Consider the following 18,525-nt stretch of genomic DNA (forward strand, 5'->3'; position numbering starts at 1 on the left):
GATGAGCGACGAACACGGCAGCATCTTCGACGGCCTGATCGGCGGCGACTCCTCCCAGTGGGCCTTCGGCACCGACTTCGAGGACCCCCTGGCCGGGATCGACGCCACGACCCCGGCCGGCGTGGACGGGGCCGAGCTGGCCGCGTACTGCCTCATGCTCGGCGACGACGCCCTCGTCATGGCGCAGCGCCTGGCGGAGTGGTGCAGCAGGGCGCCCGATCTCGAAGAGGACATCGCGCTCGCGAACATGGCGCTCGACCTGCTCGGGCAGGCCCGCCTGCTGCTGGCGCGGGCCGCCGCCGCAGACCCCTCCGTCGTGCCCGGCCTGCCCGCGGGCTCGCCGGTGCCCGCCGAGGACGCGCTGGCCTTCTTCCGCGACGCCGGGCGCTTTCGCAACGTACGGCTGGTGGAGGTGGCCAACGGCGACTTCGCGCACGTGGTGGTCCGGCTGCTGCTGTTCTCCGCGGCGCGGCTGGCGCTGCTGGAGCGGCTGCGGACGAGCGGCGACGGCGTGCTCGCGGCGGTGGCGGCCAAGGGGGTCAAGGAGATCGCCTACCACCGCGACTGGGCGGGACGCTGGTTCCTCACCCTGGCGCGGGGCACCGAGGAGTCGCGCCGCAGGCTGGTCGCCGCGCTCGACGCGCTGTGGCCGTACCAGGCGGAGCTGGTCTCCTCGCACCCGCTCGAACGGTCGCTCGCGCGGGCCGGTGCCGGCGTGGACCCCGAGTCCGTCCGCGACGAGGTGGACGCCGTCCTCGCCCAGGTGCTCGCGGTGAGCGGCGTGGACCGTCCCGAGCACGCGCCGCTGGCCGGGGTCGGCGGCCGGACGGGCCGCGACGGCCTGCACACCGAGGCACTCAGCCTGCTGCTCGCCGAGATGCAGGTGGTCGCCCGCGCACACCCGAGCGGGCGCTGGTGACCGCCCCCTCCCCGGGCGCGTCCGGGCCGTCGCCGGGCGGTGCGCCCGGCGCCCGTACGCGGGAGCGCGCCGCCGAGGTCGCCCGCCAGGTACGCGACCCCGAGATGCCGATGCTGACCCTGGCGGACCTGGGCGTGCTGCGCGACCTCGAGGTGGCACGGGACGCGAGCGGCGCCGAGGTCGTCATCGCCTCCATCACCCCCACCTACACCGGCTGCCCGGCCCTCGCGACCATGCGCGACGACCTCGTCCACCGGCTGAACGCGGCCGGCTTCCCGCACGTCGAGGTGCGGATCGTCCTCGACCCGCCATGGTCCAGCGACTGGATCTCGGAACGGGGCCGCGACGCCCTGCGCGCGGCCGGTCTGTCGGTCCCGGGCCCGGCGCCCCGGCGGACCGGCCCGGTGCGCCTCTCGCTCGGCCCCGTCCGGCGGCGCCTGGCCTGCCCCCGCTGCGGGTCGGCCGCCGCCCGGCTGGTCTCGGAGTTCGGCGCCACCGCCTGCAAGGCCCTCTACACCTGCACCGACTGCCTCGAACCTTTCGAGCACGTCAAGGAGATCTGACATGACCGCGCTCGCGCCCGGCACCGCGCCCGCCAGGACCGCCTTCCACCCGCTGACGGTCACCGCGGTGGACCGCCTGTGCGAGGACGCCGCCGCGATCACGTTCGCCGTCCCCGAGGAGCTGCGGGACGCGTTCGCCTTCCGGGCCGGCCAGTCGCTCACCCTGCGCCGCGTCATCGACGGCCGCGAGCACCGCCGCTCCTACTCCATCTGCGCCCCGGCCGGCGCCGCGCCCAGGATCGGCGTCCGCGAGATCCCCGGCGGGCTGTTCTCCTCCTGGCTCGTCCGCGAGGTGACCCCCGGCACGCGCGTCGAGGCACAGGCCCCCGGCGGCTCCTGGCGGGCGGACCCGGCCCTGGGCGAGCGCCACCTGTGCGTGGCCGCCGGATCGGGCATCACCCCGATGCTCTCCGTCGCCGCCACGGTGCTCACCCACCCCGGCGCCCAGGTGTCACTCCTGTACGGCAACCGCACCAGCCGCACCGTCATGTTCACCGAGGAGCTGGGCGACCTGAAGAACCGCTACGGCCCCCGCCTCCAGGTGGTCCACACGCTCTCCCGCGAACCGCGCGACGTCGAGCTGCTCTCGGGACGGCTCGACGGCGACCGGCTGCGCCGCCTGCTCACCAGCCTGGTGCCGGTCGAGGTGTTCGACCACGTCTGGCTGTGCGGCCCGCTGGAGATGGTCCAGGACGCGCGTACGGTGCTCGCCGGGCTCGGCGTCCCCGCCGGCCGCGTGCACGTCGAGCTGTTCTACGTCGACGAGCCCCCGCCCAGGCCGCGCCGGGCCGAGGAGGGCGTCCTGACCGGCGCGACGACCGAGCTGACGACCGTGCTCGACGGCGTACGCGCGACCGCGCCCGTCTCCCGGGAGTCGACGATCCTCGACGGCGCCCAGGCCACCCGCTCCGACCTGCCGTTCGCCTGCAAGGGCGGCGTCTGCGGGACGTGCCGTGCCCTCGTCCGCGCGGGCGAGGTCGACATGCGGCGCAACTACGCGCTCGAACCGGCCGAGGTGGCCGCCGGGTTCGTGCTGACCTGCCAGACGTTCCCGGACGGCGACGGCGTCACCGTCGACTACGACGCCTGAACCCCTTTCCCGACCCAGAGGAGCCCCGCGTGACCCAAGCCTTCGTGATCACCGGCGTGCGGACGCCGGGCGTCGTCCCGCCAGGGGACGCCTCGCCCGGGGAGCGCCCATGAGCGCCGGGGCGAGCCTGGTCGTCGAGGAGGGCGCCGACCGGGTCGTGTGGCGGCTCAACCGTCCCGAGGTCCGCAACGCGATCGACCGGGAGCTGGTCGACGCCCTCCACGCCGCCTGCGCCGCCGCCGAGGAGGAGCCGAGGATCGTCCTGATCGCCGGTGAGGGCACCACCTTCGCCGCCGGGGCCGACATCGCCCAGCTCCGCGAGCGCGGCAGGGACGACGCGCTGCGCGGCATCAACTCCAAGATCTTCGACCGGATCCACCGGCTGCCCATGCCGACCGTGGCCCTGCTCGACGGGTACGCGCTCGGCGGCGGGGCCGAACTCGCCTACGCCTGCGACTTCCGGATCGGCACCCCGCGCACCCGCATCGGCAACCCGGAGACCGGCCTGGGCATCCTCGCCGCCGCCGGCGCGGCCTGGCGGCTCGCCGAGCTGGTGGGGGAGCCGCTGGCCAAGGAGATCCTGCTCGCGGGCCGCGTGCTCGACGCCGCGGAGGCGCACGCCGTACGGCTGCTCAACGAGGTCGTGGAGCCCGCGGAGCTGACGGCCGCCGGGCACCGGCTCGCCGACCGCGTGGCCGCGCAGGCGCCCCTGGCCACCCGGCTCATGAAGGCCGTCTTCCACGCCCCGCGGCAGGCCCACCCGTTCGTGGACGACCTGGCGCAGGCGGTGCTGTTCGAGACCGAGGAGAAGCACGCGCGGATGACGGCGTTCCTGGAGCGCCGCCGCGGGGAAGGACGTACGCGATGAACGGTGACCTCCCGCGCACGGTGGGGATCTACGGCGGCGGACGGATGGGGGCCGGGATCGCGCACGCGTTCCTCGTCGCGGGCGGCCACGTGGTGATCGTCGAGAGCACCGCCGAGACGGCCGCCGCAGCCGCGGCCCGAGTGGGCGACACCCTGGCCAAGGCCCACGCCAGGGGCGCGCTCGGCGAGCCGGTCGAGCGGGCGCTGGCCCGGCTGCGCACGACGGCCGACCCCGGCGGGCTGGCGGGCTGCGAGCTGGTCGTCGAGGCCGTGCCCGAGGACGCGGCGCTCAAGGCCGAGGTGCTGGCCGTCGCCGAGCGGCGGGCGCCGTCGGCCGTGCTCGCCTCCAACACCAGCAGCCTGTCCCTCGACGGGCTCGCGGCCGCACTGAAGTCGCCGGAACGCTTTCTCGGGCTGCACTTCTTCAACCCCGTCCCGGTGAGCGACCTCGTCGAGATCGTCGCCGCGCCGCGAACGGACCCGGGGCTCGTGACGAGGGCCCAGGGATGGGTGGCGGCGCTCGGCAAGACGCCCATCACCGTGATCGACTCGCCCGGGTTCGCCAGCAGCAGGCTCGGGGTCTGCCTGGCGCTGGAGGCGATGAGGATGCTGGAGGAGGGGGTCGCGAGCGCGGCCGACATCGACACGGCGATGACCCTCGGCTACCGCCACCCGACCGGGCCGCTGCGCACGACCGACCTCGTGGGCCTCGACGTGCGGCTCGCCATCGCCGAGCACCTGGCGCGCGAGCTGGGCCCGCGCTTCGAGCCGCCGCGCGTCCTGCGCGACCTGGTCGCGGCCGGGCACCTGGGCCGCAAGACCGGCCAGGGCTTCTACACCTGGTGAGCCTCGTGGCGGGCCAGGCCGTCGAAGGCGATGGCGGTGATCGCGTCGGCGACCACCGCGTGATCGTAGGCCCCGTCCGGCCGGTACCACTCCACCAGCGAGTTCACCATCCCGAACAGCAACCGGCTCACCAGCGCCGGTGGCACGTTGTCGCGCAGCGAGCCCTCCGCGACGGCGTCCGCGACGAGCGCGGCCAGGCGGTCGTCGAGCCAGCGCCGCCGCTCCAGCGCGGCCAGCTCGACCTCGCTGTTGCCGCGCACCCGCAGCAGGAGCGTGACGGACGGCTGGTGCGCCACGAGCACCTCGACACTGCGCCGCACCACCTCGCGCAGGCGCTGGTAGGCGCTGACCCCGTCGCGCTCGCCGGACGCCTCGGTCACGACGGACGTCAGCTCGTCGAGGGCGTCGGCCAGCGCCTCGCCGAGCAACTGCTCCTTGCTCGTGACGTGGTGGTAGATGGCCGGCTTGGTCAGCCCCAGCTCCCTGGCCAGGTCGCCCATGCTCGTGGCGTCGTAGCCCCTGCGGTTGAACAGCTCGATCGCGGTACGCAGGATCGCCGGCTGGTCGTAGCCGGGACGGCCACGCCGGCGGCGCGGGGCCGGTTCGGCGGGTCCGATCGTCGTCACCTTTGCAGCATCTCACGCGCCGGCTGCCGCCTTGACCAGGGCGCCGAAGGGCGACCAGGAGCGCGGGGACGGCGGCCGTCGCCGCCGTCCTGTGGTCAGCCCGCGGCGCAGGAGACCGTCGGCCAGGTGTGGTTGCCGTTGTGCTGGATCGTCACGCCCCAGTTGTCGCCGTTGCCGTTGGGCCGGGCGGTCAGCACCTGGGCGCTGGGGTAGGAGGCGCTGACGTTCCAGGTGGCCAGGATCTTCGCCGGGGACGGCACGTTCATCGTCACGGTCCAGTCGCTGGAGCCGCTGACCGAGACGTTGAGGTTGTACCGGTCGCTCCACTGCTGGCCGGCGGAGAGCGTGGCGGTGCACCCGCCGCCACCCCCGCCACCGCCGCCGGGGGAGCCGCCCACGGTGATGTTCGAGCTGCCGCTGCTCTGGTATCCCTCGGTCGCGAGGATCATGTAGTCGTGGCCGCCGAGGCTCATGCCGTAGCGGGCCCAGGCGTCGAAGTGGTTGCCCGAGGTGATGGTCCCGCCGGTCCTCTTCTGCTGCCGGACGCTCCAGTACTGGTTGAACGTCCTGGTGCCCTCGATGGAGGGGGCGTTGTAGCGCGTCGTCTGGTAGACGTCGTACGTGCCGCCGTCGCTGGTGACGGTGCCCTTGTAGGTCCCGGTGGGCCGGTAGGTGCCCCAGTTGTCGACGACGTAGTACTCGACGAGCGGGTTCCTCGTCCACCCGTAGAGCGTCAGGTACGCGTTGCCGGACGGGTTGAAGCTGCCCGAATAGCTCACCGTCCTGCGTCCGCCGGGGTTCCAGCCCTTCCCCGCGACGAAGTTGCCGGTGTTGCGCCACGAGGTGCTGTAGTTGCCGCCGGAGCCGAGCTCCATGGAGACCGAGCCTGGGCTGTCGGTCCAGAACGAGTAGAAGTACCCGTTGTTCGTGCCGGTCTGGTTGGAGGTGACGGGGGCGGCGTGGGCGATGCCGGGCGTCGTCGCCAGGGCCACGACGAAGGCCGCGGCGACGACGCGGACACGGCCGAGCAGCGTCCTGGCGCGGTTGCGGGGGCGGGCGGTGGCGTCGGTCATGTGCGTGCCTCCTTCTCGTGAAGGCTGGCAGGATCCGAAACTATCGGTGTAGTTGCGAAAGTATCGGATCGTCCCGACGGGTTGTCAACGATCGGGGAAACGTCCCTGAAACCTGGCAGGTGGGGCGGGCGGTGGCGGTGAACGTTTCTCGGCGGTGCCAGCGGGTTCCTCTGGGTAAGGAAGTGCCGCCGCGTGAACGACAGCGGCACAGGCCAGAATCGTCGGGCTCCAGCCCGGCGAGCGTCAATCTCGCCAGGGCGAGCCGAGGATCGTGTCGACGAAGTCGCCACGGCGGAAGCCGGGCACGTACCGCTCCAGGACGTCGGCCTTGACGTTGCCGAACGTGGTCTCCGGCTTGGGCGCTATGCCCTCGGTGAACGCCGCCAGGATCGCCTCCTTGAAACCCGGCCGCGGGTGCAGGGCGATGATCTCGTCCCGCTGGGCGTCGGTGAGGTCGTCGTAGCCGATGCCGAGCACGTCGTACTCGACGCCCGCCGTGACCAGGGCGATCTCCGGCTCCATGAACTCCGGGATGCCCGGGGTGGTGTGCAGGGCGATGGCCGTCCAGACCCGCCGGATGCTGTCCTCGGGCACGCCTCGCGCCCGCAGGAAACGGCGGGCCTCGTTCGCGCCGTCCACCTCGAAGCGCTTGCCGCTGTCGCGGTGCTCCGCGTTCAGGCCCAGGTCGTGGAACATGGCGCCGATGTAGAGCAGTTCGGGGTCGAAGCTCAGGTCGCGCGTACGGCCCCGCAGGGCGCCGAAGAAGTAGACGCGGCGCGAATGGTGGTAGATCAGGTCACTCGTGTTGTCGCGGACGAACGCCGTGGCCTCCTTGGCCAGTTCGGTGTCCGGCACGGACTCGTCGATCGCCATGCGGTGCCCCCTCGGTCGGCCCTCTCCCCGTGACCTGCGGATACCCGGGAAGACAGCGCGCGAACGCAGGGCGCCCCGGGGAGGTGCCGCGGCCCGCACGCGATGGTGGACAGCGTGCGGGCCGGGGGTCGTGAGTCCTCAGCAGGTGAGGTTGCCTCCGGGGGTCACCCCGAGGATCCCGGTGAAGCGCTGGTAGGCGTTGACCCGGCTCTGCACCTGGGCGGGGTTGCCGCCGTTGCATTCCAGGCTGCCGTTGATGCTGCGGATGGTCTCGCCGAAGCCGCGGCCGTTGACCATCGCGTTGTGGGCCGTCATGGTGCCGGGGCCGTTCTGGGTCATCCAGTACCACAGGGCGGTCTTCCAGGCCACGGCCGCGTCCTGCTGCACCAGCCACGGGTTGGTCAGCAGCGGCAGGCCGAGCGCGTCCCCGGCCGCCTTGTAGTTGAAGTTCCAGCTCAACTGGATCGGGCCGCGGCCGTAGTAGGCGGCCTGTCCGGCCGGGCATCCGTACGACTGGCTCGCGTCGCAGTAGTGCGGGTAGTTGGCGGTGTTCTGCTCGACGATGTGGACGAGCCCGCCGGTCTCGTGGTTGACGTTCGCCAGGAAGGCGGCGGCCTCCTGCTTCCTGACCGTGTCGCTGCCGGTCTTGGCGAAGGCGGGGTAGGCGCTCATCGCCGTGGTCAGGCCGCTGTAGGTGTAGAAGGAGTTCCGGCTCGGGAACATCTGGTTGAACTGGGCCTCGCTGACCACGAAGCCGGACGGGTCAGGCGGGTCGGTGGGGCCGCCCGAGCAGGTGTACGGGTCCCAGTACCAGTGGCTGATCACCGGGTCGTAACCGGGGTTCTCGTTGACGGCGATGTAGTGGTTGCCGTCGGTGTAGCGGACGATGCTGCCCACGGCGTACCACTGCCCGGCCACCCAGTTCGGGTAGGAGCACGCCGTGCCCCCGCCGCTGCCGCCGGTGCAGGTCCCCTGGTCGGCCCAGACGTCGGCGCCGCCAGGCGTCTCGTTCTGGGTCCACCACTTGGCGGACCAGTTGCGCCCGTTGTGCGACACGACCGCGCCGCCGGTGTAGACGGAGGAAGCGCTCCAGGCGGTGGCGCAGGCGGCGGCGTTCGCCGTGGCCGGCAGAAGCACCGCGAGCACCCCGGCGGCCAGTAACAACGCGGCCAGCGGGGCCAGGAATCTTCGCACGTGATCACTCCCTCGAAGCCTAGAATACATAAGAAAGTTTCCTAAGGATTAACGGATGAGCTGCCGCCGCGCAAGGCCCAAAGTCAGAGTTCCGCACCGTGCCGATCGGCAGGGTGCGATCGCTCGTGCACGGGGTCCAGAAAAATCTTGAAAAGAATCCGCGGGCGCGTGTCGAAATCCCGCCGCCTCGTTCGCGGTGTCCCCGGCGGGCCGGACGGACCGGCCCCCGAGGAAACGAGGCAGACGACCATGACCCGGCAGCTCATTCCCGTCCCCGCCCGCGCCGATTCCCTGCGGCGCCTGCTGCTCGGCTGCGGCGTCGCGGCCGGCCCTCTGTACGTGACCGTCGCGCTGGCCCAGGCGCTCACCCGGGAGGGCTTCGACCTGACCCGCCACGCCTGGAGCCTGCTGGCCAACGGCGAGCTGGGCTGGATCCAGACCGCCAACTTCGCCGTCACCGGCCTGGCCACCGTCGCCGCGGCCGTGGGCCTGCGCCGCGCCCTGACGCCCGGACGCGGGGTCCGCTGGGCGCCGATCCTCGTCGGCGCGTTCGGCGTCAGTATGATCGGCGCCGCCCTCTTCCCCGCCGACCCCGCGATGGGCTTCCCTGCGGGAACGCAGGAAGGCCCCGGCGTCGTCACGCTGCCGGGCATCCTGCACCTGGCCGTCGGCGGTGCCGGGTCCCTGTTCCTGCGCCGCGCCGCCGCGCTCTCGGTCTGACGGCCGGGTCCCGGTCACGGGTGATGTGCCCGTGCGAGGAGACGCAGAGGGCTTGGGGAGGGCGCGGCGGGGGAATGGCATGACGGGGCCGGCCGACGCGACAGGAGGCTGCATCGTGGACACCGCCATGTCGGTGGTCGAGGCCGGGCGCATGTTCGCCGCGCCCGCCGCGTACACCGACGAGACCCGCCTGCACGAAGGGCTCGCGCGGTTGCGCCGTGAGTCGCCCGTCCACCGGGTGGAGGTTGCCGGGTACACCCCGTTCTGGGCGCTCACCCGGCACGCCGACGTCCTCGCCGTCGAACGCGACCACGACCTGTGGCTCAGCGCCCCGCGCCCCAGGCTGAGAACGGCGGACCTCGACGCCGCGATGGAGGCCCGCCGGGCGCGCGGCGCCGGGTTCACGACCATCGTCCACATGGACGGTCCCGAGCACCGCGCGCTGCGCGCGGTCGCGGCCGACTGGTTCCGCCCCAGGGCCATGCGGGCCATGGAGGCCCGGGTGCGCGAGCTGGCCCGCCGCCACGTCGACCGGATGGCCGAGCACGACGGCGCCTGCGACTTCGCCCGACAGGTCGCCGCGCACTACCCCCTCTACGTCATCCTCAGCCTCCTCGGCCTGCCCGAGTCGGACTTCCCGCGCATGCTGCTCCTCACCCAGGAGCTGTTCGGGCAGCACGACGAGGACACCGGGCGCGGCGGGAGCCCTCAGGGCCACACCTCCGTGCTGGAGGACCTCTTCGCCTACTTCCACGACCTGACGGCCCGGCGCAGGGCCAGGCCGACCGGCGACCTCGCCTCGGCGATCGCCAACGCCCGCGTCGACGGCCGGCTCCTGGACGACGAACTCGCCATCTCCTACTACGTCCTCATCGCCACGGCCGGGCACGACACCACCAGCTCCACCATCGCGGGCGGCCTGGAGGCGCTCATCCGGCACCCGGCCGAGCTGCGGCGGCTGCGGGACGACCCCGCCCTGCTGCCCCTCGCCGTCGAGGAGATGATCCGGTGGGTGAGCCCGGTGAAGGAGTTCATGCGCACCGCCTCGGCCGACGCGCTGGTGGGCGGCGTGCGCATCGGGAAGGGGGAGTCGGTGCTGCTGTCGTACCCGTCGGCGAACCGGGACGAGGACGTCTTCGCCGACCCCTCCCGCTTCGACGCCGGCCGCGAGCCGAACCGGCACCTGGGCTTCGGCGCCGGCGTGCACCACTGCCTGGGCGCGGTGCTCGCCCGTACGGAGATCCGCGCGCTCTTCGCCGAACTCGTTCCCCGGCTGTCGAGCGTCGACCTCGACGGCGAGCCCGCGTGGACCGCCACGACGTTCGTGGGCGGGCTCAAGCGCCTGCCCATCCGCTACACCCTGAGCGGGCGTTCCTGATCCGGGACCTGGCCACGGGCCGTCGGGCGCGGCCCGCCGAAGCGCGTCAGACCGTCTTGATCGCCCCGCCGTCCATGACGTAGTCGGCGCCGTTGACGCTGCGCGCGTGCGTTGAGGCCAGCCACGTCACCAGGGCGGCGACCTCCTCCGCCGTCACGAGCCGGCCGGTGGTCATCCCGGTGCTCGACGGCAGGCCCGCCAGGAGTTGCTCGTGCTCCAGGCCGAGCGAGGCGGCCAGCGCGGCGCCGTACCCGCCGGGGGACTCCCACAGCGAGGTACGGGTCGCGCCGGGCGAGATCGTGTTCACCCGCACCCCCTGCGGCCCGAACTCCTCGGCGAGCGCCTTGCCGAACGCGGTCAGCGCCGCCTTTGCCGTCGTGTACGTGACCGGCCCGGCGTGCGGCAGGCGTGCGCCGTTGGACGAGATGTTGACCACCGTGCCCCGGGTTCGCAGCAGGCTCGGCAGGGCGGCCCGGGTGGCGCGTACGGCGCTGAGGAAGTTCAGCTCGTAGTCGCGGGCCCAGTGCTCGTCGGCGAAGCCGAGGAAGCCGCCGACGTGGTTGTCGCCGACGTCGCCGCCGCCCACGTTGTTGACCAGCAGGTCGATCTCGCCCAGCTCGGCCAGCGCCCACCCGATCAGCTCGCCGGGACCGCCGGGCCTGGACAGGTCCGCCGTCAGCGCCGTCGCGCCGGTCTCCTTCAGCTCGGGCGTGATCGTCCGGGCGCCGGCCACGACCCGCATGCCCTCGCTCGCCAGCGCCTGGGTGATGGCCAGCCCGATGCCCCTGCTGGCGCCGGTCACCACGGCGGTCTTCCCGGTCAGCCCCATGTCCATGGAATGATCCCTTTCCTCGAAGTGCATCTTCGCTGATGCTGAAACCATAGAAGATGCGACAACAGTGATGCAACTATTGGATGAGCGGTGACGATGGCGTACCATCCCAGGCGTGAGTGAGACGACGCGCGCCCTGAGGTCCGATGCCGAGCGGACGGTGCGGACGATCCTGGAGGCGGCCGAGCGGGTGCTCGGCAAGAACCCGGCGGCGAGCATGGAGCAGATCGCCGAGGCCGCGGGGGTCGCGCGCACCACAGTCCATCGCCGCTTCGCCTCGCGCGACGCCCTGGTGGCCGCGCTGGCGTCGTGGGCCACCCACCGGTTCGCCGAGGCCGTCGACGCCGCCCACCCCGAGTCCACGCCGCCGCTCGTCGCGCTCTACCAGGTCACCGCCAACGTGCTGCGCGTCAAGATCGACTTCGGTTACGCCATGGGCCAGGCGATGGCCGACGCCGAGACGGCCGAAGTCCACGCGGACGTGCTGGAGCGCTGTGAGCGGCTCTTCGCGCGGGCCAAGGAGGCGGGGGCGTTGCGCGCGGACGTCGACCCCGCCTGGGCCAGGCGGGTCTACTACGCGCTGATCCACGACGCGGCGCAGGTCCGCGACGGCGACCCCGACGTCCTGGCGGCCCGCCTGGTGGACACCCTGCTGCGCGGCGTGGGCACCGGCCAGGGCCTGGGCTGACCCCCGGCGAGCGGCCGGAAGACGCGCTTACTCCCGGCCACCCGCCGGGCGCGGCTGCCCGGTGGGTCCGGTCACCCGGCGGGTCCGGCCGCCCGCCAGGGGCCGGTGCGTCGGCCTACGTAGCGGGCCTGGGCACGGGTTGGCACCGTGAGAACGACAGGTGGTCGGCGTCCGCGACGGGCTCGCCCGGCGGCACGACCTGCACACGCGCGGAGGCGATGTCGAAGTACAGCCCCACCAGCTTCAGCCGCCCGGCCCTGACCTGCTCATCGACCTTGCCGTACGTCCGCAGGTTCTCGAGCTGCTGCCGGACGTTGAGCCGGCAGAGGGCGTCGAGCGCGCCGTCGTCGCGTGCCCCGTCGAGCCTGGACAGGCTGGCCCCGCCGTGGCGCAGCCAGCGCCGCAACTGGGGCAGCTCCGCCGTGGTCGCCGGATCCCGGAGCAGCGCGGCCATCGCGCCGCAGGAGGAGTGACCGCACACCGTGATGGTGTGCACGTTCAGTACGCGGGTGGCGTACTCGATGGCGGCGGCCACCGAGTCGTCGCCCGGGTCCGAGCCCGCGCGCGGCACCAGGTTGCCGATGTTGCGCACCGTGAACAGGTCACCCGGGCCGCTGGAGGTGATCAGGCTGGGCATGATGCGGGAGTCGGCGCACGTGATGAACAGGTGCGAGGGCTCCTGCCCGGCGGCCAGTTCGGTGAAGATGGGCCGCACGAGCGGCGCCGTACGCCGGTGGAACTCGTCGGCGCCCAGGATGAGCTGGCATTCGACGGCCGTGTCAGGGCGGCGGTGGGTCCAGGGCAGCCACCAGCGTCCGGCGGGCTTGGGCGGGCTCTTCGCCGGGAACATGCGCGTGCCGCTGGCGGCCATCGCGTACCACTCGTCGTGCAGTTCGTCGATGGTGACGGTGCCGCCCAGGCGTTCGTGGTCGAGCCGCCAGGAGTGGATGGCCTCGAAGGCGGCGTAGTCCATGAAGTCGATGTTCAGGTCGAGGTCCACGGCGGCGCTCGCCGGGATCGCCCGCAGCTCCTGGGTCAGCCGGGGCACGCCGAGGAACGTGAGTGAGCCCGAGACCGTCGCGTGCACGCGCCCGTTCCGTTCCTCGCGCTTGTCGACCGTCACCCGCGTCAGCCGCCGCAACGCCAGCAGCGCGGCCAGCGCCAGCCCGGCCAGGACGCCCTCGGCCAGCCCCACCAGGATGACGCCCCCCAGGGTCACCAGGTAGACGGGCACCTCGTTGTGGCCGTGCACCTTCCTGACGTGGCCCAGGCTGATCGTCCTGAGGCCGATGAAGACCAGCAGGGCCGCCAGCGCCTCCATCGGGATCAGCTTGATCGTCCAGCCCAGGCAGAGCGCGAACAGCAGGACCCAGACGCCGTGCAGGATGGCCGACCAGTGGCTGCGGGCTCCCGCCCGGACGTTGGTGGTGCTGCGGACGATCACCCCGGCCACCGGGAGCCCGCCCAGGACGCCGCTGACCATGTTCGCCACGCCCTGCCCGGACAGCTCGCGGTCGAGGTCGGAACGTCGGCCGGTGTGCGTGCCGTCCGTGGCCACGCAGCACAGCAGCGACTCGGCCCCGGCCAGCAGCGCCACCAGCAGCACCGCGCCGGCGACGTTGTGCCAGTCGTCGGCCGGCAGCGCCGGCGGCGCCCACCCGAGGATCGCGCCGGACAGGTCGATGCGGGTGACGTTCCAGTTGAACAGCCAGGCCGTCCCGGCGGCCACGAGCAGCGCGGCCAGCGGCGCGGGGACCGACCGGACGGGCTTGGGCAGCCGGTCCCAGACCAGCAGCACCGTGACGGTGAGCACGCCCACCATGACCTTGTGGCCGTGCATGTCCATGATCTGGCCGGGCAACTGCGTCAGGTTCGCCCAGGCCGAGTGCTGAGGGCTGCCGCCCAGCACGACGTGGAGCTGGGCGAGCGCGATGATGATGCCGACGCCCGCGAGCATGCCGTGCACGACGGCGGGCGAGACGGCCAGCGCGGCCCTGGCCGCCTTGAACGCGCCGAGCAGCACCTGCACCGCGCCAGCCAGCACGGTGATCAGGCAGGTGGCCTGCCAGCCGTAGGTGTGCACCAGACCGGCGATCACCAGGGTCAGGCTCGCGGTCGGCCCGCTCACCTGGACGGGCGAGCCGCCCAGTGCGCCCGCGACGATGCCGCCCACCGCGGCGGCGATGAGCCCGGCCACCAGCGGCGCTCCCGAGGCCAGCGCGACGCCCAGCGACAGGGGCACCGCGACCAGGAAAACCACCAGTGAGGCGGGTAGATCGTATCTGAGAGTGCGCATTAGGCGACTCTCCGTAGTTATCTCCATGCGGCACACCTTAGTGCCCCAGGGAAACCGCCCTCCGGCGTCAGAAGGCCCGTCCGGCACGGGCACCCGCCGCGTCCCGTGGGCGAGCCGGGCGTCGGCGAGGGGTCATCGCAGGTCAGGAGGGTGGTCGCCGGTCAGCTCCGCTGGGTGCGGGCGAGCAGGGCGGCGAACCCGTCGAGATGGCGGGCCAGGCTGTACGCGAACAGCCCGTCCAGGTCGGTCGCCGTGCCCTCGGGAACCGTGGCCAGCAGCGGGAACCGTCCGTCGGCGAGGAGGTCGTCGGCCCGCTGCCGCCGCGCCAGCCACCATCGGTCGAGCGGCACCCCGGTCTCCTGCTCCGCCTCGACCTCGGCCGCCATCGACAGGGCCATCGCCACCACCAGCGTGTGCAGGGTCAGGGCCTCTTGGAGACGGGTCTCCATGGGCAGGCCGAGCCCGTCGAGCGCGCGCAGGGTCCACTCGGTGTGGGCCATCATGTTGGGCACGAGCAACGGGCGGGTCAGGGAGACGGCCCTGGGCAGCCACAGGTGCCGGCGGCACAGCTCCCACTGGCGGCGGGCGATCCATTCGAGCTGGGCGCGCCAGCCCTCCGGGCCGGGCGTGGGCAGCTCCACCTCGCCGAAGGCTGCGTCGGTCATCTGGGTGACCAGCTCGTCCTTGTTGGCCACGTGCCGGTACAACGACATCGGGCCGACGCCCAGCTCGGCCGCGAGCCGCCGCATGGACACCGCGTCGAGCCCCTCGACGTCGGCGATCGCCATGGCCGCGCGCGGCACCTGCTCCCGGCTCAGCGCCTGCCTGGGCGGCTCGGCCGCCCGGCGCTCCTGCGCGGGCCGTGGAGCGCCGGTGCCGACCGCAGCCCCAGTGCTGACCGCCGCCCCAGCGCTGGCCGTCGTCCCTGGCTCGACCGCCGCTCCTGAGCGGACCACTGTTCCCGCGCCGACCTTCGCCTCGACCAGCCCTTCGTCCCGCAGGGCCGCCATCACCTTGGTCGCGGTCGCGACCGCGACGCCCCATCGCTGGGCGATCTGCCGGACGGAGTACATGCGCTCGCCGGGACGCAGCTCGCCGGTCAGGATCCGGGCCCTGATCTCCGCGACGATCCGCAGGTAGGGCGGATCGGGCCGCCGCGCCGATGACGACATGAAACTCACCTCTGATGTACTAGTTCACTTGACATCGTACTAGTGCACTTTAGCAGGGCAATTGAGGCTTTCTAACTCCGACTTCAGTGCTCTTTCAATACGCTGTACGCATGACATCAAATACACCGTACGCAATGGACTCCGGCGACCGGCGCGCGCCGACCCTGGTGTTCGTGCACGGCACCAACTCGTCGTCGTACTCCTGGACGGACCTGATCGGCGAACTCACGCTGCGCGGACACCGGAGCGTCGCCGTCGACCTGCCGGGACACGGCGCCGAAGCGTTCTTCCCGCGGGCGTACCAGGCGCCGCAGGACCTCGAGGCGCTGGCCGTCGAGCCGTCGGCGCTGGCCGGTTACACCCTCGACGACTACACCAAGCGCGTCGTGGACGTGGTGCGCCGCGCCAGTGACCACGGCCCCGTGATCCTGGTCGGCGCCAGCCAGGGCGGCCTCACCGTGAGCAGGGTCGGCAACGCCGTCCCCGAACTGCTCGACCGGGTCGTGTACGTCTCGGCGTACTGCTGCGTGGACCTGCCCAACCTGACCGCCTACCTCGCCACCGAGGAGAACCGCGACAGCCTGGTCGGCCTGGTGACCGGGGCGGCGGTCGGCGACCCGACCGCCCTGGGCGTGGTCCGGGTCAACTGGCGCTCGGCCGACCCGGCGGTGATCGCCGGCATCAGGGAGTGCCTGGCCGGCGGCTTCACCGACGAGGAGATGACGCGGCTGCTCAACCTACTCGAACCGGACGAGCCCATCGCCGTCCCCCTGGCCGAGGCCCGGGGCGAGGCGCACACCTGGGGCCGGATCCCGCGGACGTACGTGCGCTTCACGCTCGACCGGCTGATCCCCCCGGCGCTGCAGGACCGGTTCATCAGCGAGGCCGACCGCCTGACGCCGGACAACCCGACCGACGTGCGCAGCGTCGCCGCGCCCCACGTCGGGCCCTTCGGCCGCCCCGAGCTGGTGGAGATCTTCAGCGAGCTGGCCGGTCGCTGAGCCGCCGCCGCGCGGCTACGCCGGTGGACCGTCCCCCGGTCCCGCCGCCAGGTCATCCAGGGGCGGGAGGTAGGGGCCGAAGTGGTCGGCGACGAGGTCCGCGACGGCGTCGGCGTCGCGGGACCCGTCCACCTCGATCACCCGGACGCCGAGGCGGCGCGCGGAACGGACGGCGTCGTCGGCGACGAGGCGGTCCCGTTCGAGCCGGTTGCGCTGGGCCCTGACCGGGTCGCTCACCTCGTGATGGAACGTGGCGGCCCGGGGCAGGGAGCCCACCTGCCACGCGCGGAACGCCTCGGTGGGCACCATGACGACCATCCGCCGGGGCGATCCGGCGATCGGCGCCACGAACTCGGGACGCAGCCCCCAGCCCTCGGCCAGGACAGGGCGTCCGGAGACCAGGGCGCGCAGGTCGTCCAGGGCCCATTCGAACCGGACCGGGAACCCGGCCAGCGTCTGCGCGGCCATCGCCGCCGGAGTGGTGTGCACCCAGACGTCCTCCGGGTCGGGATCGGCGGGTGACTGGCCGAGCGCCAGGCGGCGGGCGATCCGGCGGTCGTTGTGGGCGCGGATGTCGTGGTAGTCGTAGTGGTAGGCGGTCAGCCCGTACCGGGCGGCCAGCAGCCGGGCCACGGTGCTCTTGCCCGCCCACTGGCCGCCGCCGATCCACAGGGCCCGGCCGAGCGTGCCGAAGGGGTCCCATACCTGGCTGTCGTCGGGAGGGCTGGTCACGCGTCGTCTCCTCGCGGGCGTCTCGGGGCTCCTGCCAGGTGATCACATCGCGGACCCGCACGACAAGACCACCCCTCCGGGGATCGGGACGGTGTCAACGGAGCGTCAGGATTCCTGGGTCGCGCGTGGAGATTGTGTAGCTTTTGCGAGATATGTCCGGATGCGGGGCTAGCGTGCGCTGGATGGCCTTCTCGGGAGGGAAGCACATGTCAGAGCCCACGATGCCCACCATGCCCACGCCCGCCGTGCCCGCCGTGCCCGCCGTGCCCACGGTGCGCACGATCGTTCGTGACGACGACCAGACCCGCGAGGCGAACGGCGGGCCGGGCGTACTCCGGCGGGAGCCCGCCGGGTCCCGCACCCCGTTCGCCGCGGAGCCCTGGTCGGCCACCACCCGCTTCCAGCCGGTCGCCTGCACCGGCGGGGTGCCCCTGATGGACATCGCCGAACGGCACGGCACCCCCGTGTACGTGGTGGACGAGACCGACGTGCGCGCCCGCTGCCGCGCCTTCCGCACGGCGCTGCCGGACGCCGACATCGTCTACGCGGCCAAGGCGTTCCTGTGCCGCGCCATGGCCACCTGGATCCGCCAGGAGGGCCTCGGCCTCGACGTCTGCTCCGGCGGCGAACTGGCCATCGCCCGCTCCGTCGGCTTCCCCGCCGAACGGATCGTCTTCCACGGCAACGCCAAGACCCCGCGCGAACTGCTCGACGCGGTCGAGTACGGAGTCGGCCGCATCGTCGTCGACAACCTCGCCGAGATCCCCCGGCTGGCGGGCCTGATCCCGCCGGGGCGGCGGCAGAAGGTGCTGCTGCGGGTCGTCCCGGACATCGAGGCGGGCGCGCACGCGTCGATCCGTACCGGCGGGGAGGGGCAGAAGTTCGGCCTGTCCCTCGCCACGGGGGACGCCGCCGCGGCCGTCGTCCGGGTGCTTCGGCAACCTGAGCTGCACCTGGTGGGCCTGCACTGCCACCTCGGCTCCCAGATCCTCGCCGCCGAGCCGTACGAGCGGGCGGTCCGGGTCATGGTCGAGCAGCTCGCCCGGATCCGGGACACGTACGGGATCGTGCTGCCCGAGCTGGACCTGGGCGGCGGTCATGGCATCGCCTACCTGCCCGACGGGCACGGTCTCACCCCGGACGAGTTCGCGGTGACCGTGGTGAAGGCGGTGCGGGAGCGGTGCGCGGCGCTGGACCTGCCTGAGCCACGGCTGACGGTCGAGCCAGGCCGGTCGATCAGCGGCCCCGCCGGGCTCACGCTGTACCGGGTCATCGCGGTCAAGCGCACCCTCTCCCGTACGCTCGTCGCGGTGGACGGCGGGATGAGCGACAACCCGCGCCCCTCCCTGTACGGCGCCCGCTACACCGCCCGCCTGATCGGCCGCCGGTCCGCCATGCCCGTCCGCCGGACGACGCTGGTGGGCCACCACTGCGAGGCGGGCGACGTGATCGCCGATGGCGTGCCGCTGCCCGCCGACATCCGGGCGGGCGACGTCGTCGCGGTGCCCGCCACCGGCGCCTACCACCACTCGATGGCCTCCACCTACAACCTCACCGGCCGCCCGCCGGTCGTCGCGGTCGCCGGCGGGGCGGCCCGGGTCGTGGTCCGCCGCGAGGAGATCGACGACCTGCTCCGCAGGGACGTGGGGCTGTGA

The 18,525-nt window shown here is 72.9% G+C and carries 18 protein-coding genes; 10 read left to right on the forward strand and 8 right to left on the reverse strand.

The genetic code is table 11. The features are described 5' to 3' along the window. Position 1: 1 nt before the first annotated feature. The 5 genes from paaC (at position 2) to ACZ6S0_RS32690 (ending at position 4,285) form a co-directional block, all read left to right on the forward strand. Positions 2-919 (forward strand): 1,2-phenylacetyl-CoA epoxidase subunit PaaC, encoded by a 918-nt coding sequence (gene paaC, locus ACZ6S0_RS32670; protein ID WP_465923152.1) that lies wholly within the window; start codon positions 2-4, stop codon positions 917-919. Further along, positions 916-1,482, forward strand: a complete 567-nt coding sequence (gene paaD / locus ACZ6S0_RS32675) for a 1,2-phenylacetyl-CoA epoxidase subunit PaaD (RefSeq protein ID WP_465923153.1) — start codon at positions 916-918, stop codon at positions 1,480-1,482. The genes paaC and paaD overlap by 4 nt, the downstream gene beginning before the upstream one ends. A 1-nt stretch (position 1,483) precedes the next feature. Beyond that, complete coding sequence (gene paaE / locus ACZ6S0_RS32680) at positions 1,484-2,572, forward strand: 1,2-phenylacetyl-CoA epoxidase subunit PaaE (RefSeq protein WP_465923154.1); 1,089 nt, start codon at positions 1,484-1,486, stop codon at positions 2,570-2,572. A 109-nt stretch (positions 2,573-2,681) separates the two neighbouring features. Next, a complete protein-coding gene (locus ACZ6S0_RS32685) occupies positions 2,682-3,440 on the forward strand; it encodes an enoyl-CoA hydratase/isomerase family protein (protein ID WP_465923155.1) in 759 nt (252 codons plus the stop codon). Then, positions 3,437-4,285 carry a 3-hydroxyacyl-CoA dehydrogenase family protein gene (locus ACZ6S0_RS32690; protein ID WP_465923156.1) on the forward strand — a complete coding sequence of 283 codons (849 nt, stop codon included), beginning with the start codon at positions 3,437-3,439 and terminating at the stop codon, positions 4,283-4,285. Before ACZ6S0_RS32685 ends, ACZ6S0_RS32690 begins: the two co-directional genes overlap by 4 nt. Here ACZ6S0_RS32690 and ACZ6S0_RS32695 read toward each other — a convergent pair. The 4 genes from ACZ6S0_RS32695 to ACZ6S0_RS32710 all read right to left on the reverse strand — a co-directional run bounded on the left by ACZ6S0_RS32695 (position 4,273) and on the right by ACZ6S0_RS32710 (position 8,081). Beyond that, entirely contained in the window at positions 4,273-4,911 is a 639-nt protein-coding gene (locus ACZ6S0_RS32695) for a TetR/AcrR family transcriptional regulator (RefSeq protein ID WP_344879558.1), read from the reverse strand. The two genes, ACZ6S0_RS32690 and ACZ6S0_RS32695, sit on opposite strands and share 13 nt — an antisense overlap. 95 nt (positions 4,912-5,006) lie before the next feature. Continuing rightward, positions 5,007-5,984, reverse strand: coding sequence for a glycoside hydrolase family 11 protein (locus tag ACZ6S0_RS32700; RefSeq protein WP_465923157.1), 978 nt, complete (start codon positions 5,982-5,984; stop codon positions 5,007-5,009). Positions 5,985-6,227: 243 nt separating this feature from the next. Continuing rightward, positions 6,228-6,857: an HD domain-containing protein gene (locus tag ACZ6S0_RS32705; protein ID WP_465923158.1), complete on the reverse strand. Its 630-nt coding sequence runs from the start codon at positions 6,855-6,857 to the stop codon at positions 6,228-6,230. Between the two features lie 138 nt (positions 6,858-6,995). Continuing rightward, entirely contained in the window at positions 6,996-8,081 is a 1,086-nt protein-coding gene (locus ACZ6S0_RS32710; RefSeq protein WP_465923159.1) for a glycoside hydrolase family 19 protein, read from the reverse strand. A gap of 219 nt (positions 8,082-8,300) precedes the next feature. Here ACZ6S0_RS32710 and ACZ6S0_RS32715 point away from each other — a divergent pair, with 219 nt between their 5' ends. Further along, a complete protein-coding gene (locus ACZ6S0_RS32715; RefSeq protein WP_465923160.1) occupies positions 8,301-8,771 on the forward strand; it encodes a DUF998 domain-containing protein in 471 nt (156 codons plus the stop codon). A gap of 115 nt (positions 8,772-8,886) precedes the next feature. Continuing rightward, complete coding sequence (locus ACZ6S0_RS32720; RefSeq protein ID WP_465923161.1) at positions 8,887-10,149, forward strand: cytochrome P450; 1,263 nt, start codon at positions 8,887-8,889, stop codon at positions 10,147-10,149. 46 nt (positions 10,150-10,195) lie between these two features. Here the strand turns inward: ACZ6S0_RS32720 and ACZ6S0_RS32725 are convergent, their stop codons facing one another. Further along, complete coding sequence (locus ACZ6S0_RS32725; RefSeq protein WP_465923162.1) at positions 10,196-10,984, reverse strand: SDR family NAD(P)-dependent oxidoreductase; 789 nt, start codon at positions 10,982-10,984, stop codon at positions 10,196-10,198. Positions 10,985-11,096: 112 nt separating this feature from the next. Between ACZ6S0_RS32725 and ACZ6S0_RS32730 the strand changes: the two genes are divergently transcribed. Beyond that, a complete protein-coding gene (locus ACZ6S0_RS32730) occupies positions 11,097-11,669 on the forward strand; it encodes a TetR/AcrR family transcriptional regulator (RefSeq protein ID WP_465923163.1) in 573 nt (190 codons plus the stop codon). Between the two features lie 115 nt (positions 11,670-11,784). Here the strand turns inward: ACZ6S0_RS32730 and ACZ6S0_RS32735 are convergent, their stop codons facing one another. Both ACZ6S0_RS32735 and ACZ6S0_RS32740 read right to left on the reverse strand, forming a co-directional pair. Next, entirely contained in the window at positions 11,785-13,965 is a 2,181-nt protein-coding gene (locus tag ACZ6S0_RS32735; protein WP_465923164.1) for a bifunctional SulP family inorganic anion transporter/carbonic anhydrase, read from the reverse strand. A gap of 161 nt (positions 13,966-14,126) precedes the next feature. Further along, complete coding sequence (locus tag ACZ6S0_RS32740) at positions 14,127-15,137, reverse strand: TetR/AcrR family transcriptional regulator C-terminal domain-containing protein (RefSeq protein WP_465923165.1); 1,011 nt, start codon at positions 15,135-15,137, stop codon at positions 14,127-14,129. Positions 15,138-15,247: 110 nt separating this feature from the next. Here ACZ6S0_RS32740 and ACZ6S0_RS32745 point away from each other — a divergent pair, with 110 nt between their 5' ends. Continuing rightward, positions 15,248-16,138, forward strand: a complete 891-nt coding sequence (locus ACZ6S0_RS32745; RefSeq protein WP_465923166.1) for an alpha/beta fold hydrolase — start codon at positions 15,248-15,250, stop codon at positions 16,136-16,138. Between the two features lie 15 nt (positions 16,139-16,153). Here ACZ6S0_RS32745 and ACZ6S0_RS32750 read toward each other — a convergent pair whose 3' ends face one another. Next, positions 16,154-16,870, reverse strand: a complete 717-nt coding sequence (locus ACZ6S0_RS32750; RefSeq protein ID WP_465923167.1) for a hypothetical protein — start codon at positions 16,868-16,870, stop codon at positions 16,154-16,156. Positions 16,871-17,076: 206 nt separating this feature from the next. Here ACZ6S0_RS32750 and lysA point away from each other — a divergent pair, with 206 nt between their 5' ends. Continuing rightward, on the forward strand, positions 17,077-18,525 hold the full coding sequence (lysA, locus tag ACZ6S0_RS32755; RefSeq protein WP_465923168.1) for a diaminopimelate decarboxylase: 1,449 nt from the start codon (positions 17,077-17,079) through the stop codon (positions 18,523-18,525).

It is taken from the genome of Nonomuraea sp. NPDC051298 (genome assembly GCF_055586305.1).